The sequence below is a fragment of the Glycomyces mayteni genome (assembly GCF_042428885.1).
Lineage (GTDB): Bacteria > Actinomycetota > Actinomycetes > Mycobacteriales > Micromonosporaceae > Glycomyces > Glycomyces mayteni.
This window is the reverse complement of record NZ_JBHMBP010000005.1, coordinates 356807-379920: the sequence shown is the minus strand read 5'-3', so window position 1 is coordinate 379920 and position 23114 is coordinate 356807. Positions and strand designations below refer to the sequence as shown.

Genomic DNA, 23114 nt, shown 5'->3' with positions numbered 1-23114 from the left:
AGGCGGGGCGGGGACTGCGGGTGTTATCCCTGGTTGCGGGGGTGGTTGCGGGCGGTGCGCTCGTTGCCGAACTTGTAGGCGCCGGTCCAGCGGGCCATGACGAGCTGCGGGTCGCCGGCGTCGAGCTCGGCGAGGAACTTCGCGGCGCGGGCCCCGCGGAGGGTGGCGGCGGCGCGGCCGCGGTGGAGGATGACGACGGTGCCGTCCCCGCGCTCGCGGTGGGAGAACCCGGAGGCGGCGCTCACGCGGCGGCCTCGGACCGGCGGGCGCGGGCGACGGCGATCGCCGCGGCGATGCCGCCGAGGAATCCGAAGAGGTGGGCCTGCCAGGACACGTACGGACTGGTGGGCAGGACGCCCCAGATGAGGGAGCCGTAGACGGCGAAGACGAGCAGGGCGATGAGCAGGTCCCCGATGCGGCGCATGAAGACCCCGCGCGCGAGCAGGTACCCCAGGAGCCCGAAGGCGACGCCGGAGGCGCCGACGGTGACCGAGTTCGCCGGGGACACGAGCCACACGCCCAGGCCGGAGGCGACGAGGGCGAACACCAGGGCCGTCCACATGCCGCGGCGGTCGCGCAGGGCGCAGATGACGCCCATGACGACCAGGGGCACGGTGTTCGCGGCCAGGTGCGCGGCGTCGGCGTGGAGGAACGGCGCGGCGAGGATGCCGGGGACGAGGCCGTCGAGGGTCCGCGGGGTGATGCCGTACTGCGTCAGGTGCGCGGGCAGCACGAGGTCGGCCAGGAGCACCGCCCACAGGAGCGCGGCGATGGCGCCCCAGGTGGCGAGGGCGCGGCGCAGGGGGTGCGCGGGGCGGGGGGTCGGGGGCTGGACGGGGAGGGTCACTGCGGCTCCTCGCTGGGATTCGGTCGGTCGTGTGAAGGGTAGCCGGTGCGCGCGCACGCGTGTTGCTTCGAAACTCCGATAGTATGGTTCTCGTAATACTTTTTCGGTGAGGAGGCCCCCTGTGAAACTTGTACTTGCCGCGGCGACCGGTGCGACCGGCCGCCTGGTCCTGGACCGGGCGCGCTCGTCCGGCCACGAGGTGACCGCGCTGGTCCGCTCCCCCGGGAAGCTCCCGGACGCAGTCCCCTACGCGCGCATCGACTTCAACTCCCCCGACGCCGGGGCCCTCGCCGGTGCGATGGGCGGCGCCGACGCCGTGGTCTCGGCGCTCGGGGCGACGGGCAAGGCGGACGCGGGCGTCGCGGCCACGGGAACGCTCGCGCTCATCGCGGCGATGCGCGAGGCCGGGGTGCGGCGCCTGGTGGTGCTGTCGGCCGCGCCGATCGGGACGGTGGCGACGGCCGTCCGCCCCGACAAGCCGCGCCACGACCCCGGGGACGGGCTGGTGCTGCGGCTGCTGACGCCGGTCGTCAAGCGCGCGCTGGCCGAGCACTACGCCGACCTCGCGGCGATGGAGGACGCGGTCCTGGACTCGGGGCTGGAGTGGACGGTCGTGCGGCCGCCGCGGCTGACCGACGGGCCCGCGAAGGGCGCGTGGCGCACCGCGGTCGGGGCGAACCCGAGGAACGGGTGGACGATCTCGCGCGCGGACCTGGCGGCGGCGATGCTGGCGGCGGCCGCCGACCCCGCGTCGGCGGGGAAGATCCTGGGCGTGGCCTACTGACGCCCGGCCAGGTCGTCGGTGGCGGCGCGCCCGGCGTCGGCGACCCGGCCCAGGAACGCGGCGATCGTGTCGAGCTGGGCGGGCGTGAAGTCCGCGCAGACGTCGGCGATCGCCTCGCGCAGCGGCTCGTACAGGGCGCGGACCTCGCCGGTGCGGTCGGGCTCGGCGGTGAGGTGGACGGCCCGCCGGTCGGTGGGGACCCGGTCGCGGCGGATCCACCCGGCGGCTTCGAGCCGGTCGAGGACCCCGGTGGCGGTGGCGGGGTGGAGGTCGGCGGCGCGGGCCAGCGCGGTGGCGGTGAGGGGTCCGGTGCGGGTGATGAGGTCGAGGCATTCGAGGTCGACGTCTTGGAGGCCGAGGCGGTCGGAGACCTGGTGGTTGAGGAGGCGGAGCTGGACGGTGAGGTGGCGCAGGAGTTCGGTGACGTCGTGGGCGTGGCTGGTCATCGGCGGCTGCTCCTGGCGGGTCGGGTGGGGTTCAGGATAGGCGAGGGCCGGGGCCGGGGGGTGTGGGCGGTGGGTCTGGGCGCGGTGCTTAGGCTGTTGGGGTTTGCGCGGTGCCGCCTGGGGCGGCCGGATCGAGAGGGGTGTGTGCAATGGTGCAGATCGGTGGCGGGGTCGAGGTGCCGGTGTCGGAGGACACGGGTTCGCGTCCGGTGGTGTCGGTGCCGGATGCGGCGGCGCCGGCGGGGCTGCTGGTGTTCGACGTGGTCGAGGGTTCGGGTGCGGTGGCGCAGGCCGGGGATGCGGTCGCGGTGCAGTACGCGGGGTTCAACTGGTCGAACGGCAAGGAGTTCGACGCGTCGTGGAACCGCGGGGCGCAGCCGTTCACGGTGTCGCCGCTGGGTTCGGCCCCGGTGATCCAGGGGTGGAACGACGGCTTGGTGGGTGCGAAGGTCGGCGGGCGCCGGCTGGTCGTGATCCCGCCGGAGCTGGGTTACGGGGCGTCGGGTGCGGGCGGTGTGATCGGTCCGAACGAGACGCTGGTGTTCGTGGTCGACGTGGTGTCGGTGAACGGGCAGAAGTAGTCGTTGTTCGAGGAGGGGGCGGCTTGCGGGGCGCCCCCTCCTTTGGCGTGTTCAGCCTCCGGCGATGGAGGGGAGGATCTGGATGTCGCGGCCGGCCAGGGGTGTGTGGAGTCCCTGGAGGCGGCGGGACTCGTCGTCGCCGATGTAGACGTTGACGTAGCGGCGGAGTCGTCCGGACTCGTCGCGCAGGCGGCGGGCCAGGCGCGGGTGGGTGCGGGCGAGGGCGTCGAGGAGGTCGGCGAGTGTGGCGTGCTCGTCGAGGTCGACGGTGAGGTGGCGGGCGCCGTCGCATTCGGAGGCGAGTGCGGCGGGGATCTTGACGTCGGTGGTCACGGGGTCTCCATGGCGCGGACGCAGAGGACGTCGGGGAGGTGGGCGGCGACTTGGTGCCAGGGGCCGTTGTCGGCGGCGGCCCAGACGTCGCCGCAGCGGGTGCCGAAGTACCAGCCGGGGTCGGGGGCGCCGTCGGTGCAGGCGCCGTCGCGCATGACGGTGCCGAAGTAGTCCTCGTCGGGGAGGCCTTCGTTCCAGGGGGTCCAGGTGTGGCCGCGGTCGGTGGTGCGCCAGGGGGCGATGCGGTGGCCGGGCGGGGTGCGGTCCATGGATTCGCCGACGGGCCAGGCGGTGACGGTGCCCGGTTCGGTGGGGTGGGCGACGATGGCGAACCCGAAGTCGGTGGGCAGGTTCTGGGAGATGTTGGTCCAGCCGCCGTCGGGGCGGGTGGCGCGGTAGGCGGGGCCGTGGCTTTGGGCGTAGAGGGTGCCGTCGGCGGCGCGGGTGACTTTGTGGATGCATTGGCCGGATTCGGGTTCGGGGTCGGGGCCGTAGTCGACGGTGATGCCTTTGGCGATGCCGTTCCAGGTGCGGCCGTCGTCGCGGGTCTGGTAGATGCCGCCGGAGGAGATGGCGACGGTGAGGGCGGCGGGGTCGTCGGGGTCGGGGACGATGGTGTGGACGGCGGGTCCGGCGCCGCCGGAGGCCCAGGTGGTGTGCTGGGGGTGGTCCCAGAGGGCGCGGTTGAAGGCGAAGGTGCGGCCGGAGTCGTCGGAGGTCCAGAGGCTGGTGGGTTCGACGCCGGCCCAGACGCGGTCGCCGGGGCCGAAGGTGAGCTGCCAGATCTTCTTGACGGTGTTGGTCTTGGTGGAGTCGGGCTGGTCGATGCCGGCGGTGTCGGAGTAGTCGAGGGGCCGGTACGGGAGGTCTTGGGGGAATTCCATGGGGGCGTTGACGGGTTCGTCCCAGGTGTGTCCGTGGTCGTCGGAGCGCCAGATGGAGGGGCCGAAGAAGGTGCTGGCGCCGACGAGGACGCGTCCGGTGGCGGGGTCGCAGGCGGCGGCGAAGATCTCGGCGACGGCGGTGAAGCCGTCGGCGTCGAGTTTGGCGGGGCCGTCGACGGACCAGTGGACGCGGTCGTCGCTGGTGGCGGTGAAGAGGCCTTTGCGGGTGCCGATGAGGACGAGGTAGGCCATGGCGGGCTCCTTTGCCGTGTGTTCGTGGCTGTGGGTCCCATCGTCGCGCTCGGGTGTGACGTTTTCAGGCCGTTCCGGGGTTTCCTAGGGGGTGGTTCGGGCTTGGAGGCGGTCGTGGACGGCTTCGGCGGTCTGGTCGGGGGTGAGGTGGGTGTTGTCGATGACGGTGGTGGCGTCGGCGAGCCAGGTGGCGAGGGCGGTCTCGTAGGGGCCGCGGTGGTCCAGGCGCCATTGCCGGGCGGTGGGTTCGTCGGTGTCGTTGGCGACGCGGTCGGTGAAGGTGTCGCGGTCGGTGTGGAGGGTGAAGGCGTGGACGGGGATGTGGTGTTGGGCGAAGCCGTCGGCGAGTTCGGTCCAGTAGTCGTGTTGGAGGACGGTCTGGGGGACGACGAGGGTGCCGCCGGCGAAGTCGAGGACTTGGCGGGCGGTCTCGACGGTGAGGGTGCGCCAGGGGGCCCATTCCTTGAAGTCGGTGTGCGGGAGGTCGCCGATGATGGCGCGCAGGAGGTGTCCGACGTGCTCGGCGTCGAAGACGCGGGCCGGGAGGGATTGTCGGAGGAGGCGGGCGGTGGTGGTCTTGCCGGCGCCGAAGGGGCCGTTGAGCCATACGATCATTCGGGGGAATCTAGCAGGGGCGGACCTGTTGCGGGGCGCGCGTTCGTGTTACGTTGCGGACACCCCGGGCGCACCCGCGTCCCCCGCCCGCCCCGTGATCGATCCTGTTAGGACGAGTGCCCATGCGCGCCTCCCGTGTTGCCCTGCTGCTGTCCCCGCTGCTGCTGCTGTCGACCGGCTGCCAGGAGTTGTCCGACGCGATCGACGACGCCTCCTCCGACGCCGCTTCGGGGGACGGGACGGGCTCGCAGGTGTCGGCGGAGTTCTCCGAGACCGCGCCGTTCACCGTCACGGTGGACGCGGCGGCGCTGACGGCGGACATCGAGGCGCTCACCGTGGCCGAGGAGCAGAACGAGGGGTACGACCGGTCGCTGTTCCCGCACTGGAAGGACGAGGACGGCAACGGGTGCGACGCGCGCGACGACGTGCTGGTGGCCCAGGACCGGTCCGGGGGCCTCACGGAGGCCGACTGCGGCGGCGCGATGACCGGCGAGTGGGTGTCGATGTACGACGCCGAGACCGTCACCGACTCCGGGGACCTCGACATCGACCACTTCGTGCCGCTCAAGGAGGCGTGGGGCTCCGGCGCGGTCGACTGGACCACCGAGGACCGCCAGTCGTACGCGAACTGGCTCGGCAACGCCTGGCACCTCATCGCCGTCACCGCCTCCTCCAACCGCTCCAAGTCCGACCAGGACCCGGCCGAGTGGATGCCCGAGGACGAGAGCGCCTGGTGCGCCTACGTGTGGGCGTGGGTCGAGGTCAAGAAGGAGTGGTCGCTCACGGTGGACGAGGCCGAGCGGGCCGCGCTCCTGGAGTACGCCGGCGCGTGCTGACGCGCGTGTCGATGGAGAGGGGTGCGTGATGGTCTCGTTTGCGGGTGTGGTGCGTCCGGTGGTGGACCGGGTGCATGTGTCGCTGCGGCATGCGTCGGTGCCGGGGGTGTCGGCGCTGTACGGGGGTGTGCGGCCGGGCATCGAGGTGGATGCGTTCTATGCGCTGCTGGACCATCCGGTGGCGGAGTCGGCGCTGGCGGCGCGGATGGTGTATTTCGCGTTCGATCCGGATGCGGAGGAGGCGCGGGGGCTGGTGGCGCGGGTGAACGGGTCGTGGGAGTTGACGGGTGCGGGCCGGGAGCGGGTGCTGGGGGTGGACCGGGTGTTCACCGAGGCGGCGGAGCGGTTGTGGTCGTATCGGCCGATCGCGACGATGCCGGGCGGTGAGGCGGTGGCGACGGCGGCGGGGTTGATCGGGCGGCTGCTGGAGGCGGGGCAGGCGAGCGGGGGGCCGGTGTTCCGGGCGTTGACGCCGGTGTGGGAGCCGCCGGGGGGTTCGGCGGCGCAGCGGTTGGTGGCGCGGTTGGAGGCGCTGCGGCATTACCGGGCGGATGCGCATCGGGCGGCGTGGGGTGCGGCGGGGCTGACGGTGGCCGAGGTGCAGGCGTTGGGGCCGGGTGCGGTGAAGGACGGGATCGAGGCGGAGACGAACCGCCTGGATGATCAGGTGTACGAGGTCCTGGACGAGGGTGAGCGGTGGCTGCTGCTGGGGGCGCTGGGTGCGCTGGCGGACGGGCTCAGCGCGCCGTGAGGCGGGGGGCGTATGTTCCTGGCTATGACTGATGAGGCTTGGGAAGTGCGCTGTGCGGCGTTGTGGGAGCGGCTGGATGCGATGGGCCGTGAGGAGTTCGTGCAGGCGATGAAGGACCTGGCGGCCGAGACCGACGACGTGGCGGTGGGGTTGTTCGAGGTCGGCGGCGCGCATGATTCGACGGGGTTCACCGAGCAGGCGGTGGGCTATTACGACCGGGCGGTGAAGGCGGGGCTGTCGGGGGTGCGGCGGCGGCGCGTGTCGATCCAGATGGCGTCGTCGCTGCGGGAGACCGGGCGGCCGCAGGAGGCGCTGGCGGTGATCGAGGAGGAGAAGGGCCGCGGGTCGGACGCCTATGACGGGGCGCTGGCGATGTGCGAGGCGTTGACGCTGGCGAAGCTGGGGCGGGACCGGGAGGGCCTGTCGGTGGCGCTGGTGGCGCTGGCGCCGACGCTGCCGCGGTATCAGCGGTCGACGGTGAACTACGCGCGGGGCCTGGTGGGTTTGGACCCGGTCGGTTAAGCGGGTGAGGTGTTCGGCGAGCGCGGCCCGGTCGGCGGGGGGCAGCGGCGGGATTCGCGCGATCGTGTAGCCGTGCTCGGCGTAGGCGTCGAGGTGGGTCCTTTCGAAGGCGCGGGCCTGGTCGAGGGTGACGCGGCGGACGGCGGTGGGTGTGATGGCGTCGAGCAGGTCGAAGAGCAGGACGGTGGTCTGGTAGACGCCGGCCGCGGCGATGCGGTCGAGTTCGGCGAGCAGGACCGGGCCGGGTTCGTGGCCGGTGAAGCGGGCCATGGCGAGGGTGCACACCGGGGAGCGGTCGAAGAACTGGACGGGTCCGGGGAGGGCGTCGGCGCGGCGCTGGCGTTCGCGCTGGAGGGCGGCGATCTCGTCGGTGAATGCGGGGTCGTCCCAGGGTGCGTCGGTGCCGGCGGCTTGGGCCGCGGTGATGAGGTCGGTGGCGGCTTCGGCGACGACGGTGTGCCCGGCGGCGGCGAGGTGCCGGGCGGCGGTGGTCTTCCCGGCGCCGGGGGCGCCGGTGAGGATGTAGCGGCGCAAGGGGTCTCCTCTGGTCAGGCGATGGACTTGTAGTAGTCGATCTTGCCGAGGAGGTAGTCGCGTTTGGCGGCGAGGTCGTCCATGCGGGCGTCGACGGCGGTCTTGTGGGCTTGGAGCAGGGCGATGCGTTCGGGGACGGTGTGGTCGCCGTCGCGGGCGAGGGTGGCGAAGCGGTGCATCTGCTCGACGGGCATGCCGGTGTCGCGCAGGCATTTGAGGACCGAGAGCCATTCGAGGTGGTCGTCGTTGAAGCGGCGCTGGCCGGTGGGGGTGCGGGTGATGTGCTCGATGAGGCCGATGCGCTCGTAGTAGCGGAGGGTGTCCATGGTGAAGCCGGAGCGGCGGGCGCATTCGCCGATCGTGTAGGTGTCCACGTCGTGTGAGGATACGCGTGCGGCCTGCGGGTTTGCGCTGGAGTCCACTCCAGGTCCTACCGTCGTGCGGGTAGTCAACGACGGAGGAAAGGGGACCGCTGTGGAGCGGATCGCATTGGGACCGGACGGTATCGGGGTGTCGCGGCTGTGCCTGGGGGCGATGGCCCTGGGCACGCAGCAGGACGAGGCGGCGAGCTTCGCGATCCTGGACCGGTTCATCGAGTTGGGCGGGAACTTCATCGACACGGCCAACTGCTACATGTTCTGGGAGGGGGACGGGACCGGGGACCAGTCGGAGCTGCTGCTGGGCCGGTGGTTCGCGGCGCGCGGGACGCGGGACGAAGTGGTGCTGGCGACGAAGGCGGGGCGGCGGCCGTCGTTCCCCGGCGGGGGCATGGAGCACTCGGAGCCGTTGACGCGGGAGCGGATCGGGGCGGCGCTGGAGGAGTCGCTGGTGCGGTTGGGGACCGACCGGGTGGACCTGTTCTGGGCGCACCGCGACGACCGCGACACGCCGCTGGGCGAGACGGTCGCGGGCTTCGACGACGCGGTGCGGGCGGGGAAGGCGCGCATGGTGGGGGCGTCGAACTACACGGCGTGGCGCGTCCAGCAGGCGCTGGGCGTGGCGGCCGAGGCCGGTGCGGCGTCGTACACGGCGATGCAGAACCGGTACTCGTACCTCAAGCCGCGCCCGGGGGCGGTGCTGCCGGAGGGCGGGCATGTGCACGCCGAGCCGTCGGACCTGGACTTCGTCGCGAGCACGCCGGGGACGGCGCTGCTGGCGTACTCCTCGCTCCTGTCGGGCGCGTATGTGAAGAAGCCGCTCGGGGAGCACTACGCGCACCCGGGGACCGAGGCGCGGTTGCGGGTGCTGGACGAGGTGGCCGCGGAGACGGGGGCGACGCGCAACCAGGTGGTGCTGGCGTGGCTGGTCGGGCACGGGGCGCCGGTGGTCCCCCTGGTGGGGGTGTCGTCGGTGGCGCAGTTGGAGGAGGCCGCGGCGGGCGTGGAGCTGAAGCTCGACCCCGGGCAGTGGCGGCGCCTGTCGGCGGCGGCTTAGCCGAGGAAGGAGAGCCGGACGGTCCGGTCGGGGTTGTCGCGGTTGGTGTCCACCAGGAGCACCGACTGCCAGGTGCCCAGGGCGAGCCGTCCGGCGACCACCGGGAGGGTGGCGTGGGGGGCGACCAGGCCGGGGAGGACGTGGTCGCGGCCGTGGCCGATGGAGCCGTGCTGGTGGCGCCACCGGTCGGTGCGCGGCAGGAGGTCCCCGAGGGCGTCGAGGAGGTCCTCGTCGGAGCCGGCGCCGGTCTCGATGACGGCGATCCCGGCGGTGGCGTGGGGCACGAACACGTTCAGCAGGCCGTCGCGGGCGCCGATGGAGGACAGGAAGCCCTCGCAGTCGCCGGTGAGGTTGCGGACGGCCTCGCGCCGTCCGGTGTGGACCTCGATGGTCGTGGTGTGGAACGCCGAGTTCATGGACGCGATCCTGCCATGCCGCACCGGCCCGGGTGTCGGTGCCGTCGTCTAGGGTGGACGCCATGCCGTCGGAGGGAAGTTCGTTGGAAGGCACGGGGAAGGCGCTGGCGGGGCTGGACCTGTCGGGCGTCGACTGGGGGACGGTCGCGGTCGGCTCCAGTGCGGACCCGTACCGGGCGTACCTGGACTCGCTGGGGTCGGCCGAGTCGCGGCGGACGATGCGCGGGTGCCTGGACCGGATCGCGCAGCTGCTCTCCGGCGACGCCGAGACGACCGGCGAGGGGCAGCCGTGGCATCTGCTGCGGTACGAGCACACCTCGCGGGTGCGGGCGGCGATGATCGACGCGGGCTGGTCGGGCGCGTACGTGAACAAGCACCTCGCGGCGCTGCGGCGGGTGCTGAAGGAGGCGTGGCGCCTGGATCTGATGGCCGCCGAGGACTACCAGCGGGCGTGCGACCTCCAGCCGGTCAAGGCCAAGCGGCTCCCGGTGGGGCAGCAGGTCGACGGCGAGGCGCTGGGGGCGGCGCTGTACGCGTGCGACGCCGACCCGGGCCCGGCGGGGGCGCGGGACGCCGCGGTCCTGGCGACGCTGTATTCGACCGGGTGCCGGCGCAGCGAGATCGCGTCGATGCGCCTGGCCGACTACGACCCGGCCGAGCGGGCCATCCGCATCGTCGGCAAGGGCAACAAGGAGCGCGCCGTGTACGTCACCGAGGCCGCCCAGGCCCGCATCGACCGGTGGATGGCCGTGCGCGGCAACACCCCCGGGGCCCTGTTCTGCCCGATCAACAAGGCCGGGAAGCTCAAACTCGACGGGAACCGCCTCTCGGGCATGACCGGGCAGGCCATCGCCGACCTGCTGACCAAGCGGCTCGTGGAGGCCGGGCAGCGCCGCCACACCCCGCACGACTTCCGCCGCACGTTCATCGGCGAGCTCCTCGACGCCGGCGTCGACCTGGCGATCACCCAGTCGCTCGTCGGCCACGCCTCCCCCGCCACGACCGCCCGGTACGACCGGCGTCCGGCGCGGCGCTCGCGCGAGGCGGTCGACCGGTTGCAGCTCCCCGAATCGTGATGTCGATTTCTGGCTAGCCGCTGTCGGGCCCGTGGGGCACGCTTGACGCATGGCGGATCTTCAGATACTCGGCAACGAGGAGCAGCTCCAGGCCGCGGTCGCCGGACGCGACGCCCGGTTCGACGGCTGGGTGTTCCTCGCCGTCACCTCCACCGGCATCTACTGCCGCCCCTCGTGCCCCGCGGTCAAACCCAAACGCGAGCACCAGCGGTTCTACGCCTCCGCGGCCGCGGCCCAGGAGGCCGGGTACCGCGCGTGCAAGCGCTGCCGCCCCGACGCCTCCCCCGGGTCCCCCGCGTGGGACTGGCGAAGCGACGTGTGCGCCCGCGCCATGCGCCTCATCGGCGAAGGCGTCGTCGACCGCGACGGCGCCGCCGGACTCGCCCGCCGCCTGGGCTACTCCCTGCGCCAGCTGGAGCGGCTCCTGATCGCCGAGGTCGGCGCCGGGCCCGCCGCCCTCGCCAGAGCCCAGCGGGCGCAGGTCGCGCGGACCCTCATCGAGAACACCGACCTGCCCATGGGCCAGGTCGCCTTCGCCGCCGGGTTCGCCTCCATCAGGGCGTTCAACCGCGTCGTCGCCGAGGTGTTCGCCTGCTCCCCCACCGAACTGCGCGCCAAGACCAGGACGCGTCCCGCCGGCGGCGGGGCGATCAGCCTGCGCCTGGCCTACCGGGAGCCGTTCGAGCCCTCCAACCTGTTCGGGCACCTCGCCGCCGCCGCGGCCCCCGGCGTCGAAGAATGGCGCGAGGGCGCCTACCGGCGGACCCTGCGCCTGCCCGGCGGCCCCGGCATCGTCGCCCTGCGACCCGGCCCCGGGTACGTCGAGGCGCGGCTGCGGGTCGCCGACCTGCGCGACGTCACCGCCGCCGTCGCCCGATGCCGCCGCATGCTCGACCTCGACGCCGACCCGCAGGCCCCGATGGAGGCCCTCGCCGCCGACGAGGTCCTCGCGCCGCTGGTCGCCAAGACCCCCGGCCGCCGCGTCCCCCGCAAAGCCGACGCCGACGAGTACGCGATCCGCGCCGTCATCGGCCAGCAGGTGTCCACCGCCTCCGCGGCCACGATCGCCGCGCGCCTCGCCGACACCTACGGCGAGGCCGTGGACGACCCGGACGGCGGCCTCACGAGGCTGTTCCCCGACCCGGCCGCGCTGGCCGCGGCCGACCCCGCGCACCTGCCGATGCCCGGAGCCCGCAAGCGCACCGTCCTCGCCCTCGCCGCCGCCCTGGCGGACGGGTCGGTGGAGCTGGGGCCCGGCGCCGACTGGACGGCCGCGCGGGACCAGCTCGCGGCCGTCCCCGGGGTCGGGCCCTGGACCGTGGAGATGGTCGCCATGCGCGCCATGGGCGACCCCGACGCGTTCCCGGTCAAAGACCTCGGGGTCGTCAAGGGCGCCGAGGCGCTCGGCCTCGGCGCCGGGCGGGCCCTGGAGGCCCGGTCCCAGGCGTGGCGGCCCTGGCGGGCCTACGCCGTCCAGTACCTGTGGGCCTCTTCGGAGCACCCCACCAACCGCACCCCCGACGACCAGACGATGAACGAGACGGAACGAGAGAAGGCGGACGCGTGATGCGCACCGACGCGAGGCATGTGAAATTCGAGACGCCGCTGGGCCTGATGGCGGTCTCGGCGGTCGAGGAGGGCCTGACGTACGTCCACATGGGCGTCGAGGAGATGAAGGACGCCTGGGGGCCCGAGGAGGCCACCCCGGTGCTCGCCGCGGCCCAGGACCAGCTGGAGGCCTACTTCGCGGGCGAGTTGAAGGACTTCGACCTGCCGCTGGCGGCCGAGGGCACCGGGTTCCAGCACCGAGTGTGGGCCGAGCTGGTCCGCATCCCCTACGGCGAGACCTGGTCGTACCTCGACGTCGCCCAGAACCTCGGCGACCCCAAGGCCGTGCGGGCCGTGGGCCTGGCGAACGGGCGCAACCCGATCGCGATCGTCGTCCCCTGCCACCGGGTGATCGGCTCCAACGGGAAGCTCACCGGGTACGCGGGCGGCCTGTGGCGCAAGGAGTGGCTGCTGGGCCTGGAGCGCGGCGCGCCCGCACTCTTCGCGTGAGGGCCTAGAGGAGGGTGACGGTGAGGGCGACCTCGACGGCGTCGTCGGTGACGACGATCGTCGCCGAGTAGCAGACCTCCTCGGTGCACCCGGCCGGGATGATCCCCGAGGCCGTCCCGGCCGGGGTCACCCCGGCCAGCAGCGGGGCGTCCATGCCGTTGTCGGCGATGAACGCCCCGAACGATTCAGGCGCGATCCGCACCGTGGCCTCGGCGCGGTCGCCGGGCATCGGCGGCTGCGCCTGCGACAGGTCCGCGTCCACGACCTCGGTCCCCTCGGGCAGGTCGAGGTGCACGGCCTGCTCGACGGCGTCGGCCGACGGCTGCGGGCCCCCTTCGAGGGCCCACGCGACGCCCCACACCGCCGCGATGAGCCCGGCGAGGACCACCAGCAGCCACACGGCGGCATGGAGGGCGCGGCGGACGGTCGGAGCCGGCGGGGAGACCATGGCCGCGACCCTACCCGGTGGCCGGGCGTGCCCGGCCCCTATACGCACCGCCGGTGGCGCGCACCGCGGCCCGCGGCCTCACAGGCCGCTGATCGTCCCCGGCGCCCGCTCGGCCCGGGCCAGGGCCCGGATGAGCGCGGGCTGCCCGTGGCGGACCGCCGCCAGGTGCGCGAGCAGCGCCGCGGCGGTCGCGAACGCCTCCTGGTCGAACACGGGCGTGTCCAGGCCCGTGGAGTAGGCGAGGTCGTCGGCGTGGACGACCAGTTCCAGCAGGCGCGTGGCCAGGAAGTCGTCCAGGCCCATCGCGTACGCCCACCGCACGTTCCCGCTCGTGTGCGCCCCGTCCAGGGCCGGGAGCTCGGCCGCGAGCCGGTCCAAGGCGCTCGACGCGCCGGCGAGGACGGCGGCGTGGCCGTCCGCGGCGCTCTGCTCGCCGCCGGTGCGGATCGCGGTGTTGTACTCGTTGTCGATGTCGGCGGCCAGCCACGCGGCCCGCGCGTAGTGCTCGTGCAGGCCCACGGTCTCCTTCCCGGCGTGGTCGGCGTCCAGGGCCACGGCCACGGACGTGACCTGGCCCAGGAGATGGGCGGCGAGGCCGCCGACGGTGAAGCCCTCCAGGGCCGAGGGCTCGGCCCAGTGGTCGGCGACCGCGCCGTGCCCGGCGAGGTCGAGGGCGGTGCGGGCGGCGGCCAGGTACGGGCCGGTCGAAGCGCTCATGTCGGTTCCTCCGGTCGCTACTGCATCGAGACGTGCACGTGGTTGGTGTGGTCCCCCGCGGGGGTGCCGTCCTGCCCGGAGTAGGAGCGCCACCCCGACCCCGGGGACCAGAACTGGCGGTACCAGATGACGTACTCCACGCCCAGGTTGGAGGCGTTGTTGACGTACCAGGCGGCGAGGCGGTCGCCGTAGTCCTTGTCCGAGCCGGACGCGTCCGAGTCCTGGAAGCCCGAGGAGTTCGCGGCCCAGTCGCAGGCGCGGCCCAGCGGGTGCTCGCCCGAGCCGCCCGACCGGTAGCACGACACGTAGTGGTCGAACCCGGCGTCCTTGGTCTCGTAGTACATGTTCAGGGTCCTGGGGGTCAGGCACCCCGAGGTCGTCGGGTCGTCCTCGGTGCAGCCGCCGTCGCCGCCGGTGTAGTCCCCGGCGCCGGGGGCCCCGCCGTCGCCGCCGGGACCGGCGGCCTCCTCGGCGCGCAGCTCGTCGAGCTGCTCTTCGAGGTCGGCTTGGGCCTCCTCGGCGGCTTCGAGGGCCGCGGCGGCGTCGTCGAGCTCGGCGGCGTGGGCGGCCTGCTCGGCTTCGAGCTGGTCGAGGATCTCCCCGGCCTCGTTGAGGAGCGCGGCGCGCTCGTTGCCGAGGAACCCGGTGTAGGTCATCGCGTCGATGAGCTCGCGGGTGTCGGAGGAGGAGAGGATCGCGTTGGTCTGCTGGAGGTCGCCCTCGGTGTACAGGTACAGCGCGTAGTCGTCGAGGTCGGTGCGGAGCTCGTCGAAGCGGGCCTGCGTCTCGGCGATCTGGGTCTCCAGTTCGGCGGCCCGGTCGTTCGCCTCGTCGACGGCGGCCTGCGCGTCGTTGACGGCGGCGATGGCCTCGGTGAGGTCGGCTTCGAGGGTCTCCTCGTCGGGTTCGGCCGCGGCCGGCGCGGGGATCAGCGCCAGGAGCGCGACGAGCAGGAGCGCGGAGAGGATCTTGTTGCGCACGGGTGGAGGTCAGCCCTTCCCGGATCGGGCGCGGCCCGCAGGTGGGGGTGGGGTGGCCGCGCGTGGGTTTACAGGTCGAGGTCGACCACGAGCGGGGCGTGGTCGGAGGCGCCTTTGCCTTTGCGTTCGTTGCGGTCGACGTAGGCGTCGGTGACGGCGTCCTTGAACGCCGGGTTGGCGAGCGCGAGGTCGATGCGCATGCCGCGGTTCTTGGGGAAGTCGAGGTTGCGGTAGTCCCAGAACGTGAAGGGCCGATCGTATTTGAGGGCCCGGGGGTAGACGTCGGCCAGGCCCGCGGCCTGGACCGCGGCCAGCGCGTCGCGCTCGTCGGCCGTGACGTGGGTGGTGCCGGTCCAGGCGTCGATGTCCCACAGGTCGTCGTCGGTGGGGCAGATGTTGTAGTCGCCCATGGCGGCGAACGGGACTCCCGCGGCGGCGTCCTTGGCGGCGTCGGCGGCGAGGGCCTGGAGGAACGCGAGCTTGTACGGGAAGTGCGGGTCGGCGGTGTCGCGGCCGTTGGGGATGTAGAGGGATTGGACGCGCACGGGCCCGCAGGTGGCGGCGATGGCGCGCGGTTCGGTCTCGCCGCCGAACTGCGGCTGCCCGGTGAGGCCTTCGCGGATGTCGGTGAGGCCGACGCGGGAGAGGATGGCGACGCCGTTCCAGCGGCCGGTGCCCCAGGCGGCGGTCTCGTATCCGGCGGCGGCGAACGCGTCGGCGGGGACGTCGGCGGTGGCGCATTTGAGCTCCTGGAGGCACACCACGTCGGCTCCGGCGGCGTCGAGCCAGGCCAGGACCCGGTCGAGGCGGGCTTTGAGCGAGTTGATGTTCCAGGTCGCCACGCGCATGGGCCTCACCCTACCCGGCTGCGGTGCGTGACCGGGCGGACCGGGGGTCCGCGGGTGCCGCGCGTGACGGGTCAGGTGGCGGCGGGGGCGCTGGCGGCCGGTTCGGTCGCCGGGGCGGCGGGGGTGTCGTGGCGGGGGCCGACGGCGACGGCGAGGAGCCCGAAGCCGAGGGCGGCGGTGAACCCGGGCACGGACATGCCTGAGTCGTTGACGAGGCCGCCGATGAGGGCGACGGCGGTGAGGCCGACGACGGCGGCGGCGACGGCGTCGGTGCGGACGGGGGCCCGTTTGCGCCAGATGAGGACGGCGGCGACGAGCGCGGCGAGGGTGATCCACGTCATGGACTCGCCGACGGTGCCCCAGGCGGCGGAGGCCTTGCGGATGAGGATCTGGGTGGCGGTGCCGTCGAGGACGGAGCCGACGAACCGGCCCAGGTGGGTCTGGTCCTCTTCGGGGCGCAGGTAGTCGAGGATGCCGCCGACGGCGAACACGGCGACGGCGATGCCTCCGGCGGCCAGGACCGCGCCGATGGAGAGGCGCTTGCCCCACAGTTTGAGGCAGCAGAGGATGCCGGCGGCGACGAGGGTGAGGGTGCCGCCCATGTCGCGGCCGAGCATGGGGGCGCCGACGATGACGACCGCGCACACGCCGAGGGCGATCGGCCCCCACACGCGGGTGCGGCCGCGCCAGGGGATGAAGCACACCAGGAGGATGACGGCGGCGGCGAACACGCTGAACGCGTAGTTCCCCAGGCCCGTGTACCGGGCGCCGGCCTGGGCGGTGTAGCCCATGGGGGTGTGCAGGGGCCAGGTGGCGCCGGAGACCTGGTCGACGGCGATCAAGGCCGCGGCGGTCCCGGCGACGACGAGTACGGGCCGGATGCCGCTGCGGGTCCAGGGCAGGGACGCGGCGAGTGTGAGGACGGCGACCCCGGCGATGATGAGGCCCCAGAACGCGAGCTTGGGGTGGTCGGCGCGCCACCACGGGGGGATGCCGGCGGCGACCCCGGCGACGGGGACGGCTGAGAACGCGATGCACACGGTGCGGGCGGTGCGCCGGAATCGGTCGGGCCCGGCGACGAGGTGGGCGGCCAGGAGCATGACGGCGACGCCGACGAACGAGAGCGTCCAGTAGAAGTTCGGTGAGACGTCGGCGTTCGCGGCCGACGCGGCGGTCAGGTCCGCGCCGCGATCGACCGCTTCGGCGGCGGTGCGGCCGGGGTCGGCCAGGACGGTCACCGGGGCTCCGGCGACGGTGGCGGGGATGTCGGCGCCGACGACGGCGAGGGCGGTCGCGGTCAGGTCGGTGAGCTGCACGTACCCGTCGCGGCCGGTGGTGCGGGAGGTGAGGTCGCCGGGTTCGACGCCGGGGCCGGAGTACAGGACGGGGTGGAGGGACCCGGGCGCGGAGGCGTCGCTGATCCCGGCGACGATGAGCCGCCACGAGTCGGGCAGGGCGGCGCGGACCTGCCCGATGGCGGTGTCGGCGCCGGCGACGGCGGCGTCGCGGACGGGGTCGGCCTCGGGGGCGATCTCGCCGGGGTCGGGTTCGGCGCTGGTGGCGTCGGTGCCGACCTCGGTGTCGTCCTCGCCGAGCTGGTCGTAGTCGGTGGTCGTGTCGGGGGCGTTGTCGGCGGTGTCGCCGATGACGACCCCGGGGTCGACGATGACGACGTCGCAGGCGTCCATCGCCGCGGCGAGGGAGTCCAGGCCGGGGGCCCAGTAGGTGATGCGGCCCTCGGTGTCGGCCGCGGCGAGCGCGGCGCCGTCGCCGATCCCGGCGACGCACGACCCCGGGTTCGGTTCGGGGGCCGGTTCGCCGTCCGCTTCGGCTTCGGCGGCGGCGGTCTCCTGGGCGAGGGCGGCTTCGGCGAGCGCGTCGGCGAGGGACCCCAGGCGGGCCCCGTAGTTGAGCGCGGAGTTCACGTCGACGAACGCGTCCCAGTCCTCGACGGTCCAGCCGGAGCCGGTGTCGACCGGGGGCCGCAGCTGCGACTGGGCCGAGCACTGGGCGTCGCGGGCGGCCACGCCCCCGGCGCGCTCTCCCGCACCGAGGGAGATCCATCCGGCTTCGGGGCAGGTCCAGGAGCCGATGGTGCGCACGCTCATGGCCGCGGACGCGCCGGTCCCGGCGAGGTCCCACAGGTTCGGGGTGGCCTGGGGGTCGAGGTCGGACCAGGCGAGGCCGGGGACGCCGACGATGACGACGCCGTCGGCTTCGGGCTCGTCGGCGGCGTGCGCGGCCTGCGGGAGGGCGAGCGCCGCCGTGAATGCGGCCAGGGCCGCACCGGCCCATCGCGCCAGTGCGCCGCGTCGTTCCCTCGCCTGTGTCATGACAGTGAGTGTATGGGGTGCCCGCGCCCCGGCCGGGCGCGTCCCGGACCGGCCCCGGGGGCGGGCGGGGACGGTGTCGCGGCGTTGCCGGTGGGTGTCGGCGGGGCGCGTTAGGGTGGGCGCATGCGCACCATCGCCACCGCCAATGTCAACGGAGTCCGGGCCGCCGCCAAGAAGGGCCTGGTCGACTGGCTCGCGAACGTGGAGGCGGACGTCGTGCTGCTCCAGGAGGTCCGCGCCGACGAGGCGCAGATCCCCGCCGATGCGGCGGCGGCGGGCGGCTGGCACTGGACGGTGGCGCCGTCGCTGACGGCGAAGGGCCGCGCCGGGGTGGCCGTGCTCACCCGCGAAGCGCCGGAGGCGGTGCGGATCGGGTTCGGGTCGAGCGAGTTCGACGGGTCGGGGCGGTACGCGGAGGTGGACCTGCCGGGCCTGACCGTCGCGTCCCTGTACCTGCCTTCGGGTGAGGTGGACACGCCGCGGCAGGTCGAGAAGGAGCGGTTCATGGCCGCCTTCGCCGACTATCTGACCGAGACGGGGAAGTCCGCGGTCGCGGGCGGCCGGGAGCTTCTGGTGTGCGGGGACTGGAACATCGCGCACGCCGAGGCGGACTTGAAGAACTGGAAGGCGAACAAGAAGACCGCGGGGTTCCTGCCCGAGGAGCGCGACTGGCTCACCGAGGTGTACGGGACGCGCGGGTTCGTCGACGTGGTGCGGTCGCTGCATCCGGGCGTGGAGGGCCCGTACTCGTGGTGGTCGTACCGGGGGCGGGCGTTCGACAACGACGCGGGCTGGCGCATCGACCTGCACGTGGCGACCGCGGGCCTGGCGGCGAAAGCCATGAAGGCGTGGGTGGACCGGGCGGCGTCGCACGACCGGCGGTGGTCGGACCACGCGCCGGTCCTGGTCACCTACGACCACTAGCGGGGGCCGCTGGCGGACGGTCCGGGCGGGCGGGCACCATTGGTACACGTGAGCCTCATCGACTACCTGCCAGCGTCCGACCGTCCCGAACCCGACGACGTCTACGCCGCCTTCGCCCAGTGGGCCGAGGACTCGGGGATCGTCCTCTACGAGCACCAGGAAGAGGCCCTCCTGGCGATCTGCACGGGGCAGAACGTCATCGTCGCGACCCCCACGGGGTCGGGCAAGTCGCTCATCGCCGCCGCCGCGCACTTCAACGCGCTGGCGAACCAGCGGACGTCGTTCTACACCGCGCCGATCAAGGCGCTGGTGTCGGAGAAGTTCTTCGAGCTGTGCGAGCAGTTCGGGCACGAGAACGTGGGGATGCTCACCGGCGACGCGGCCGTCAACCCCGATGCGCCGCTGATCTGCTGCACCGCGGAGATCCTCGCGAACCTGGCGCTGCGCGAGGGCGCGGCGCTGGACTGCGACTCGGTGGTGGCCGACGAGTTCCACTTCTACGCCGAGCCCGACCGCGGCTGGGCGTGGCAGGTCCCGCTGCTGGAGCTGCACCGGGCGCAGTTCACGCTCATGTCGGCGACGCTGGGGGACACGGCGTTCTTCGAGGAGGACCTGACGCGGCGCACCGGCCGCGAGACCGCGCTCGTGGCGTCGGCGACGCGGCCCGTGCCGCTGCACTACGAGTACCGCAAGACCCCGCTGCACGAGACGGTGGAGATCCTCGTCAAGGCCGAGAAGGCCCCGGCGTACATCGTGCACTTCACGCAGGCCGCGGCCCTGGAGACCGCGCAGGCCCTCGCGAGCCTGCATCTGGTGGACAAGGAGCAGAAGGCGGCGATCGGGGCGGCGCTGGGCGGGTTCCGGTTCACCACGAAGTTCGGGCAGACGCTCGCGCGGCTGGTGCGCTCGGGGATCGGCGTGCACCATGCGGGGATGCTCCCGAAGTACCGGCGGCTGGTGGAGCGGCTGGCGCAGCAGGGCCTGCTGAAGGTCATCTGCGGGACCGACACGCTCGGTGTGGGGATCAACGTGCCGATCCGCACGGTCGTGTTCACCGGGTTGGCGAAGTACGACGGGCGCCGGACCAGGCGGCTGCGGGCGCGGGAGTTCCACCAGATCGCCGGGCGCGCGGGCCGGGCCGGGTTCGACGTGGAGGGGTTCGTGGTGTGCCAGGCGCCCGAGCACGTCATCGAGAACGAGAAGGCGCAGGCGAAGTTCGGGCTCGACCCGAAGAAGCGCAAGAAGATGGCGAAGAAGAAGCCCCCCGAGGGGTTCGTCGGCTGGTCGGAGGAGACGTTCCTGGGCCTGTCGGAGGCGGCCCCGGAGCCGTTGACGTCGCGGATGCGCATGACGCACGCGATGCTCATCAACCTGCTGGGCCGCGGCGGGGACACGTTCAACCATGTGCGGACCCTCATCGAGGACTCGCACGCCGACCGGGCGACGCAGTTGAAGATGGCCCGTACCGCTTTGACGATCGCCCGGACGCTGCGGGACGCGGGGATCATCGTCATCGACGGCGGGGCCGTGAAGCTGACGGTGGACCTGCCCGACCATTTCGCGCTCAACCAGCCGCTCGCCCCGTTCGCGCTCGCCGCCCTGGAGCTGCTGGACGCGGAGTCGGAGGAGTATCCGATGGACGTGGTGTCGATCGTGGAGGCGACGCTGGAGGGCCCGGGGCAGATCCTCGCCGCGCAAAGGAACAAAGCGAAGGGCGAGGCCGTCAACGCGATGAAGGCCGAGGGCCTGGACTACTACGACCGGATGAACCAGCTCGAAGACGCCGAGGTCGACTACCCCAAGCCCCTCGCCGAGCTCTTGGACGAGGCGTTCGGGGCGTACAAGACCAGCCACCCGTGGGCCGCGGACTACCAGTTGGAGCCCAAGTCGATCCTCCGCGAGATCTGGGAGGGGCGCATGACGTTCGGGGAGTACATCGCGCTCTATTCTCTGCCGCGCGCCGAGGGCCTGCTGCTGCGGTACCTGTCGAGTGCGTACAAGGCGCTGGTGCAGACGCTCCCGGAGGACACCGGCGGCGCCGAGGTCGACGATTTGACCGCGTGGCTGGGGGAGACGATCCGCCAGACCGACTCCTCGCTGATCAACGAGTGGGAGCAGCTGACCAACCCCGCCGACGACGACCAGATCGACACCGGGCGGCCCGCGCGGGCGTTCACCGACAACGAGCGGGCGTTCACCATCGCGGTCCGCAACGCCGCGTTCCGGCACGTCGAGCTCGCCGCCGCCGACCGCCCCGAGGCGCTCGCGGCCCTGGAGACCGGGTGGCCGTCCTCGAAGTGGGACGCGGCCCTGGAGGCGTACTTCGCGGCCCACGACGACATCGGGACCGCCGGGCCCGCCCGCGGCGCCGACCTGTTGGAGATCGCCAAGGAGGGCCGGACCTGGACGGTGCGGCAGACGATCGACGACCCGGCCGCCGACCGCGACTGGTCGCTGCTGTTCACCGTCGACCTCGACGCCTCCGACGAGACCGGGACCGTGGTCATGGCCGTGGCGGACTTCTCCGACCGGCGCTAGTCCTCGCGGCGGAACGGCAGGCCGTGTCGGCGCGCCAGCGCCTCCCCCGCGTCCCCGGCGAGGTCCTTGACGACCGTCGCCGCCAGGACCAGTACGGGGGTGAGGAGCGCCAGGGCCGGGCCGTTCCCGTACGCGCCCATGTCGAGGCCGCGCACCAGCGCGGTCAGGGCCGCCCCGGCGAGGACGAGCAGCCACGTCGCGGCCCGGGCGATCGCGTGGGCGCCGGTCCGCTCGGCGCCGGCCTCGGCGAGGGGTTCGGCCAGGCCCATGTCCCGGTAGGCGCCCCATGCGGCCCGGTTCCCCGTCCACGCCAGGGCGAGGGACCCCGCGGCGAGGGCGAGGGCCGCGGCGGGCCCGTCGGCGCCGGTGACCGACCGCCACACCCACGCGAACGCGACCGCGCCGGCCAGGGCCGCCGCGCGCCACCACCACCGGGTCCGGCTGACGATCCCCCAGGCGCGCAGGTGCATGCCGAGGGCGATGCGGGTGGAGGCGTGGGCGGCGAGGAGCGCGAACAGTGCGGCCCCGGCGAGCCACGGCCCGGGCGTGGGGTAGATCTGGGCCCACGATGCCGTGTGCCCGGTGCCGTGGGCGAGGGTGAGGGCGGTGGTGTTGCCGACGACCGGCGCGGCCGCCAGCGCCGTGAACCACCCCAGGGACACCGGGACGGACGCGTGGCCGACGAGGCCGCGCGCCAGGCCGGGGCGGTCGACGATCGGCCCGAACACGGCGTCGGCCCACCGTCCGGTCGGCGCGAGGACGATCGCGGCCCGGACCAGGGTCAGCGCCCCGACGCGGGCCGCGGCCAGGGACTGCACGACCGCGATGAGCGCCGCGCAGGCCGCCGACAGGACCAGCCACCACCACATGCGTTCAGGATACGGAGGTGGCAGAATCCTCCGGGTGCTCGCAGACCCCCGCCACTCCCCCGTCGGCGCCCCCGTCCGACCGGTGCGGGCGTTCGCGCACAACACCGGGAACCAGGCGACCGGCGGGATCTGGCAGGTGACCGGGCCCGGCGGCGACGCCGTCCTCAAGCACCTGACGCCTGCCGGGGACGGTGCGGCGCACTGGGCGGCGTCCGAAGACCCGGGGCACTGGAACTACTGGCGCCGCGAGCAGCTCGCTTACGAGAGCGGGTTCGCGGCCGGGTACGGGATCGGCGCCGGTATCGGCGCACCGGGCCTGTTGGCGTGCGGGGAGCGCCCGGACGGGAGCGTCGAGCTGTGGCTCGAACACGTCGAGGGCACCGCGGGCCGCGACTGCACGGTCGAGGAGCTCGCCGAGTTCGCGCGCCGCCTCGGGACCGTCCAGGGCCGCAAAAGGACCGTGGAGCCGTGGCATTCGCGCAATTTCCTGCGCCAGTATGCGGGCCGCCGGGAGTTCGGGCCCCTCGACTGGGACCACCCGGCCGCGGCGGCGCACTGGCCCGCAGACCTGCGGGAGGGGCTGCGGCTCATGTGGGAGCGGCGCACCGACCTGTTCGGCCTCGCCGAGGCCGCGCCGCAGACGGTGTGCCACCTGGACGTGTGGCCGATGAACCTGCGCCGCAGACCGGACGGGGAGTTCGCGCTCCTGGACTGGTCGTTCACCGGGGCCGGCGCGCTCGGCGAGGACCTCGCGAACCTCATCGCCGACACGTTCTTCGACGGCCTCCAGCCCGTGGACCGCCTCGCCGACGCCGAGACCGCCCTCACGACCGCCTACCTGGAAGGGCTCCGCGGGGCCGGGTACCGCGGCGAAGCCGCGGTGCGCAAAGCCGTCGCGGCCGCGGGCGCCGCCAAGTACTGTTGGCTCGCCCCCGCCATGCTCGGGCGCCTCGCCGCCGGAGGCAGCGTCGCCAGCGCCGACTACGACGGCGCCGCCAACGGCGCCGTCATGGAGCGGCGCCGTCCGATCTTCGCGATGCTCGTCCGCTGGGCCCGCACCGCCCTCACCGCCTGAACGCACGATCTGG

At 73.5% G+C, this 23114-nt stretch carries 26 protein-coding genes and 1 pseudogene; 12 read left to right on the top strand and 15 right to left on the bottom strand.

Annotated features, from left to right (window positions below; all coding sequences use genetic code 11):
* Positions 1-23: 23 nt before the first annotated feature.
* Positions 24-245, bottom strand: coding sequence for a hypothetical protein (locus ACFFXY_RS23370; RefSeq protein ID WP_382356352.1), 222 nt, complete (start codon positions 243-245; stop codon positions 24-26).
* Positions 242-847: a rhomboid family intramembrane serine protease gene (locus tag ACFFXY_RS23365; protein ID WP_382356350.1), complete on the bottom strand. Its 606-nt coding sequence runs from the start codon at positions 845-847 to the stop codon at positions 242-244. The genes ACFFXY_RS23370 and ACFFXY_RS23365 overlap by 4 nt, the downstream gene beginning before the upstream one ends.
* Before the next feature lie 121 nt (positions 848-968).
* Here ACFFXY_RS23365 and ACFFXY_RS23360 point away from each other — a divergent pair, with 121 nt between their 5' ends.
* A complete protein-coding gene (locus ACFFXY_RS23360) occupies positions 969-1631 on the top strand; it encodes an NAD(P)-dependent oxidoreductase (protein WP_382356348.1) in 663 nt (220 codons plus the stop codon).
* Here ACFFXY_RS23360 and ACFFXY_RS23355 read toward each other — a convergent pair.
* Entirely contained in the window at positions 1625-2077 is a 453-nt protein-coding gene (locus ACFFXY_RS23355; RefSeq protein WP_382356346.1) for a MarR family winged helix-turn-helix transcriptional regulator, read from the bottom strand. The two genes, ACFFXY_RS23360 and ACFFXY_RS23355, sit on opposite strands and share 7 nt — an antisense overlap.
* A 149-nt stretch (positions 2078-2226) precedes the next feature.
* On the opposite strand from ACFFXY_RS23355, the gene ACFFXY_RS23350 reads away from it, so the two are divergent.
* A complete protein-coding gene (locus ACFFXY_RS23350; RefSeq protein WP_382356344.1) occupies positions 2227-2658 on the top strand; it encodes an FKBP-type peptidyl-prolyl cis-trans isomerase in 432 nt (143 codons plus the stop codon).
* Positions 2659-2709: 51 nt separating this feature from the next.
* On the opposite strand, the gene ACFFXY_RS23345 is transcribed toward ACFFXY_RS23350, so the two are convergent.
* The 3 genes from ACFFXY_RS23345 to ACFFXY_RS23335 all read right to left on the bottom strand — a co-directional run bounded on the left by ACFFXY_RS23345 (position 2710) and on the right by ACFFXY_RS23335 (position 4742).
* Complete coding sequence (locus ACFFXY_RS23345) at positions 2710-2991, bottom strand: MoaD/ThiS family protein (protein WP_382356342.1); 282 nt, start codon at positions 2989-2991, stop codon at positions 2710-2712.
* On the bottom strand, positions 2988-4127 hold the full coding sequence (locus ACFFXY_RS23340) for a WD40/YVTN/BNR-like repeat-containing protein (protein ID WP_382356340.1): 1140 nt from the start codon (positions 4125-4127) through the stop codon (positions 2988-2990). Before ACFFXY_RS23340 ends, ACFFXY_RS23345 begins: the two co-directional genes overlap by 4 nt.
* Before the next feature lie 84 nt (positions 4128-4211).
* Positions 4212-4742, bottom strand: a complete 531-nt coding sequence (locus tag ACFFXY_RS23335) for an AAA family ATPase (protein ID WP_382356338.1) — start codon at positions 4740-4742, stop codon at positions 4212-4214.
* A 122-nt stretch (positions 4743-4864) separates the two neighbouring features.
* On the opposite strand from ACFFXY_RS23335, the gene ACFFXY_RS23330 reads away from it, so the two are divergent.
* From ACFFXY_RS23330 to ACFFXY_RS23320, 3 genes are read left to right on the top strand one after another with little or no spacing between them, the layout of a single operon-like run.
* Positions 4865-5578: an HNH endonuclease family protein gene (locus ACFFXY_RS23330; protein ID WP_382356336.1), complete on the top strand. Its 714-nt coding sequence runs from the start codon at positions 4865-4867 to the stop codon at positions 5576-5578.
* A gap of 25 nt (positions 5579-5603) precedes the next feature.
* Positions 5604-6329, top strand: coding sequence for a hypothetical protein (locus ACFFXY_RS23325; protein ID WP_382356334.1), 726 nt, complete (start codon positions 5604-5606; stop codon positions 6327-6329).
* A gap of 24 nt (positions 6330-6353) precedes the next feature.
* Positions 6354-6851: a tetratricopeptide repeat protein gene (locus tag ACFFXY_RS23320; protein WP_382356332.1), complete on the top strand. Its 498-nt coding sequence runs from the start codon at positions 6354-6356 to the stop codon at positions 6849-6851.
* 105 nt (positions 6852-6956) lie between these two features.
* Here ACFFXY_RS23320 and ACFFXY_RS23315 read toward each other — a convergent pair.
* Positions 6957-7385, bottom strand: a pseudogene (locus ACFFXY_RS23315) (AAA family ATPase); the annotation flags it as partial.
* Between the two features lie 14 nt (positions 7386-7399).
* A complete protein-coding gene (locus ACFFXY_RS23310; protein ID WP_382356330.1) occupies positions 7400-7759 on the bottom strand; it encodes a MerR family transcriptional regulator in 360 nt (119 codons plus the stop codon).
* Between the two features lie 115 nt (positions 7760-7874).
* Between ACFFXY_RS23310 and ACFFXY_RS23305 the strand changes: the two genes are divergently transcribed.
* On the top strand, positions 7875-8819 hold the full coding sequence (locus ACFFXY_RS23305; RefSeq protein WP_382356328.1) for an aldo/keto reductase: 945 nt from the start codon (positions 7875-7877) through the stop codon (positions 8817-8819).
* Here ACFFXY_RS23305 and ACFFXY_RS23300 read toward each other — a convergent pair.
* Entirely contained in the window at positions 8816-9235 is a 420-nt protein-coding gene (locus ACFFXY_RS23300) for a secondary thiamine-phosphate synthase enzyme YjbQ (protein ID WP_382356326.1), read from the bottom strand. The genes ACFFXY_RS23305 and ACFFXY_RS23300 overlap by 4 nt on opposite strands.
* Before the next feature lie 83 nt (positions 9236-9318).
* On the opposite strand from ACFFXY_RS23300, the gene ACFFXY_RS23295 reads away from it, so the two are divergent.
* The 3 genes from ACFFXY_RS23295 to ACFFXY_RS23285 are packed head-to-tail and all read left to right on the top strand — an operon-like array spanning position 9319 to position 12369.
* On the top strand, positions 9319-10311 hold the full coding sequence (locus ACFFXY_RS23295) for a tyrosine-type recombinase/integrase (protein ID WP_382356324.1): 993 nt from the start codon (positions 9319-9321) through the stop codon (positions 10309-10311).
* 49 nt (positions 10312-10360) lie between these two features.
* Positions 10361-11878, top strand: coding sequence for a DNA-3-methyladenine glycosylase 2 family protein (locus ACFFXY_RS23290; RefSeq protein WP_382356322.1), 1518 nt, complete (start codon positions 10361-10363; stop codon positions 11876-11878).
* A complete protein-coding gene (locus ACFFXY_RS23285; RefSeq protein WP_382356720.1) occupies positions 11878-12369 on the top strand; it encodes a methylated-DNA--[protein]-cysteine S-methyltransferase in 492 nt (163 codons plus the stop codon). Before ACFFXY_RS23290 ends, ACFFXY_RS23285 begins: the two co-directional genes overlap by 1 nt.
* Before the next feature lie 4 nt (positions 12370-12373).
* Here ACFFXY_RS23285 and ACFFXY_RS23280 read toward each other — a convergent pair whose 3' ends face one another.
* The 5 genes from ACFFXY_RS23280 to ACFFXY_RS23260 form a co-directional block, all read right to left on the bottom strand.
* Complete coding sequence (locus tag ACFFXY_RS23280) at positions 12374-12817, bottom strand: hypothetical protein (RefSeq protein WP_382356320.1); 444 nt, start codon at positions 12815-12817, stop codon at positions 12374-12376.
* A gap of 78 nt (positions 12818-12895) precedes the next feature.
* On the bottom strand, positions 12896-13534 hold the full coding sequence (locus ACFFXY_RS23275) for a maleylpyruvate isomerase N-terminal domain-containing protein (RefSeq protein ID WP_382356318.1): 639 nt from the start codon (positions 13532-13534) through the stop codon (positions 12896-12898).
* 17 nt (positions 13535-13551) lie between these two features.
* The gene (locus tag ACFFXY_RS23270; protein ID WP_382356316.1) at positions 13552-14514 is read right to left on the bottom strand and encodes a VldE C-terminal domain-containing protein; all 963 of its coding nucleotides are present in this window, start codon (positions 14512-14514) and stop codon (positions 13552-13554) included.
* A 68-nt stretch (positions 14515-14582) separates the two neighbouring features.
* A complete protein-coding gene (locus ACFFXY_RS23265; RefSeq protein WP_382356314.1) occupies positions 14583-15362 on the bottom strand; it encodes an exodeoxyribonuclease III in 780 nt (259 codons plus the stop codon).
* 71 nt (positions 15363-15433) lie between these two features.
* Positions 15434-17695, bottom strand: a complete 2262-nt coding sequence (locus ACFFXY_RS23260; RefSeq protein WP_382356312.1) for a DUF2339 domain-containing protein — start codon at positions 17693-17695, stop codon at positions 15434-15436.
* A 123-nt stretch (positions 17696-17818) separates the two neighbouring features.
* Here ACFFXY_RS23260 and ACFFXY_RS23255 point away from each other — a divergent pair, with 123 nt between their 5' ends.
* Positions 17819-18619: an exodeoxyribonuclease III gene (locus ACFFXY_RS23255; RefSeq protein ID WP_382356310.1), complete on the top strand. Its 801-nt coding sequence runs from the start codon at positions 17819-17821 to the stop codon at positions 18617-18619.
* 48 nt (positions 18620-18667) lie between these two features.
* Positions 18668-21157: a DEAD/DEAH box helicase gene (locus tag ACFFXY_RS23250; protein WP_382356308.1), complete on the top strand. Its 2490-nt coding sequence runs from the start codon at positions 18668-18670 to the stop codon at positions 21155-21157.
* On the opposite strand, the gene ACFFXY_RS23245 is transcribed toward ACFFXY_RS23250, so the two are convergent.
* Complete coding sequence (locus tag ACFFXY_RS23245; protein ID WP_382356306.1) at positions 21154-22026, bottom strand: hypothetical protein; 873 nt, start codon at positions 22024-22026, stop codon at positions 21154-21156. The two genes, ACFFXY_RS23250 and ACFFXY_RS23245, sit on opposite strands and share 4 nt — an antisense overlap.
* Positions 22027-22060: 34 nt before the next feature.
* On the opposite strand from ACFFXY_RS23245, the gene ACFFXY_RS23240 reads away from it, so the two are divergent.
* Positions 22061-23101 carry an aminoglycoside phosphotransferase gene (locus ACFFXY_RS23240; RefSeq protein ID WP_382356304.1) on the top strand — a complete coding sequence of 347 codons (1041 nt, stop codon included), beginning with the start codon at positions 22061-22063 and terminating at the stop codon, positions 23099-23101.
* The last annotated feature ends 13 nt before the right edge of the window (positions 23102-23114 follow it).

Excerpts from the sequence above, each read along its gene's own strand:
- ACFFXY_RS23285 (WP_382356720.1), top strand. The coding sequence starts at position 11,878 with ATGCGCACCGACGCGAGGCATGTGAAATTCGAGACGCCGCTGGGCCTG.
- ACFFXY_RS23275 (WP_382356318.1), bottom strand. The coding sequence starts at position 13,534 with ATGAGCGCTTCGACCGGCCCGTACCTGGCCGCCGCCCGCACCGCCCTC.
- ACFFXY_RS23330 (WP_382356336.1), top strand. The coding sequence starts at position 4,865 with ATGCGCGCCTCCCGTGTTGCCCTGCTGCTGTCCCCGCTGCTGCTGCTG.
- ACFFXY_RS23300 (WP_382356326.1), bottom strand. The coding sequence starts at position 9,235 with ATGAACTCGGCGTTCCACACCACGACCATCGAGGTCCACACCGGACGG.
- ACFFXY_RS23340 (WP_382356340.1), bottom strand. The coding sequence starts at position 4,127 with ATGGCCTACCTCGTCCTCATCGGCACCCGCAAAGGCCTCTTCACCGCC.
- ACFFXY_RS23290 (WP_382356322.1), top strand. The coding sequence starts at position 10,361 with ATGGCGGATCTTCAGATACTCGGCAACGAGGAGCAGCTCCAGGCCGCG.
- ACFFXY_RS23255 (WP_382356310.1), top strand. The coding sequence starts at position 17,819 with ATGCGCACCATCGCCACCGCCAATGTCAACGGAGTCCGGGCCGCCGCC.
- ACFFXY_RS23320 (WP_382356332.1), top strand. The coding sequence starts at position 6,354 with ATGACTGATGAGGCTTGGGAAGTGCGCTGTGCGGCGTTGTGGGAGCGG.
- ACFFXY_RS23350 (WP_382356344.1), top strand. The coding sequence starts at position 2,227 with ATGGTGCAGATCGGTGGCGGGGTCGAGGTGCCGGTGTCGGAGGACACG.
- ACFFXY_RS23245 (WP_382356306.1), bottom strand. The coding sequence starts at position 22,026 with ATGTGGTGGTGGCTGGTCCTGTCGGCGGCCTGCGCGGCGCTCATCGCG.
- ACFFXY_RS23335 (WP_382356338.1), bottom strand. The coding sequence starts at position 4,742 with ATGATCGTATGGCTCAACGGCCCCTTCGGCGCCGGCAAGACCACCACC.
- ACFFXY_RS23260 (WP_382356312.1), bottom strand. The coding sequence starts at position 17,695 with ATGACACAGGCGAGGGAACGACGCGGCGCACTGGCGCGATGGGCCGGT.
- ACFFXY_RS23265 (WP_382356314.1), bottom strand. The coding sequence starts at position 15,362 with ATGCGCGTGGCGACCTGGAACATCAACTCGCTCAAAGCCCGCCTCGAC.
- ACFFXY_RS23355 (WP_382356346.1), bottom strand. The coding sequence starts at position 2,077 with ATGACCAGCCACGCCCACGACGTCACCGAACTCCTGCGCCACCTCACC.
- ACFFXY_RS23280 (WP_382356320.1), bottom strand. The coding sequence starts at position 12,817 with ATGGTCTCCCCGCCGGCTCCGACCGTCCGCCGCGCCCTCCATGCCGCC.